This is a genomic window from Neisseria sp. P0021.S005 (assembly GCF_051956955.1).
In genome coordinates this window covers 1-1,438 of sequence record NZ_JBQCWY010000747.1, presented here as the reverse complement: position 1 = coordinate 1,438, position 1,438 = coordinate 1, and the positions used below count along the sequence as shown (strand labels likewise).

Annotated in this window: 2 protein-coding genes; one reads left to right on the top strand and one right to left on the bottom strand. The window is 52.4% G+C overall.

Annotation, left to right across the window (positions count from 1 at the left end):
* On the bottom strand, positions 1 to 399 hold a 399-nt coding region (argB, locus tag ACTHUE_RS18945), incomplete at its 3' end, for an acetylglutamate kinase (RefSeq protein WP_440424169.1).
* A gap of 174 nt (positions 400 to 573) precedes the next feature.
* Here argB and ACTHUE_RS18940 point away from each other — a divergent pair.
* Positions 574 to 1,438 (top strand): M14 family metallopeptidase (locus ACTHUE_RS18940; protein ID WP_440402896.1); only part of this gene is annotated, 865 nt, incomplete at its 3' end.

Genomic DNA, 1,438 nt, shown 5'->3' with positions numbered 1-1,438 from the left:
GTGGTTGTCCCGGCCGGTAATGCCGACGGCGCGACCGCCGAAGGTGGTAATCATAGAAACGATTTCTTTATTGACGTGTCCGCCCAAAACCATTTCTACGATGTCCATGGTTTCGCTGTCGGTCACGCGCATGCCTTGAACAAATTCCCCTTTTTTGCCGACTTTTTCCAACATTTCATTGATTTGTGGACCGCCGCCGTGAACGATGACGGGATGCAGGCCGATTAGTTTGAGCAGGACGACATCGCGTGCGAAACCCTCTTTTAAGGCAGGTTCGGTCATGGCATTGCCGCCGTATTTGATGACGATGATGGAGCCGGAAAAACGGCGGATATATGGTAAAGATTCGGCAAGGACGCGCGCTTTGATGGCAGGGGAGACAGATTGTTGCTGGGTCATGGTTTCTACCTTGTTTCATGATTTCGGCCTTTATCTTAATCCCAAAGGCCGTCTGAAACAATATTTCCAGGCGCTTGAAATCCTGTTAAATCAGTTAAATGGTTGAAACCAGCCTCATGCAAACGGTAAAATGACGGTTTGCTTCGGCCTCTTCGCCGATTACTAAGGATACCCATGATGAAAATCAGCACCCAATTCGATGCCGGTTCGGTCGTTGTCAAAGACTTGAGCAACCCTGCCGATATCCGCCTCGCCCTGCGTCCCGACAATGCTTCGGAGTTTGCCCAATGGTTTTACTTCCGTTTGCAGGGTGCGGCCTATCAAAACTGCGTGATGCATTTTGAAAATGCGGCGGACGCTGCGTATCCTTTGGGCTGGGAGGACTATCAGGCTTGCGCCTCTTACGACCGCCAAAATTGGTTCCGCGTGCCGACCAGCTACGAAAACGGCGTGTTGACCATCAATCATACGCCTTTGTCCAACAGCGTTTACTACGCTTATTTCGAGCCTTATTCCAACGATCAGCATTTGAACCTTTTGGGCGATGCGCAGGGCAGTGGCTTGTGCCGTATCGACGATTTGGGCAGCACTGTTCAAGGCCGCGATATTAATCTGTTGACCATCGGCAACCAAGTCGAAAGCGACATGAAAGTCTGGATTATCGCCCGACAGCATCCGGGCGAAACCATGGCGGAATGGTTTGTCGAAGGTTTGCTGGGCCGTCTGCTTGATCCGCAAGATCCGACCGCGCGCATGCTGCTTGACCGTGCGACTTTCTACATTGTGCCGAATATGAATCCGGACGGTTCGGTTTTGGGTAATCTGCGCACCAATGCCGCCGGCGCCAACCTCAACCGCGAATGGGAAACCCCGACTTTGGAGCGAAGCCCCGAAGTCTTTACCGTCCGCGAGAAAATGATGGAAACCGGCGTGGATTTGTTCTTGGATATTCACGGCGATGAAGGTCTGCCGTTTGTCTTTGTGGCCGGTACCGAAGGCGTGCCGAACTACAACGAGCGCATCGAAGCCTTGGAAGACC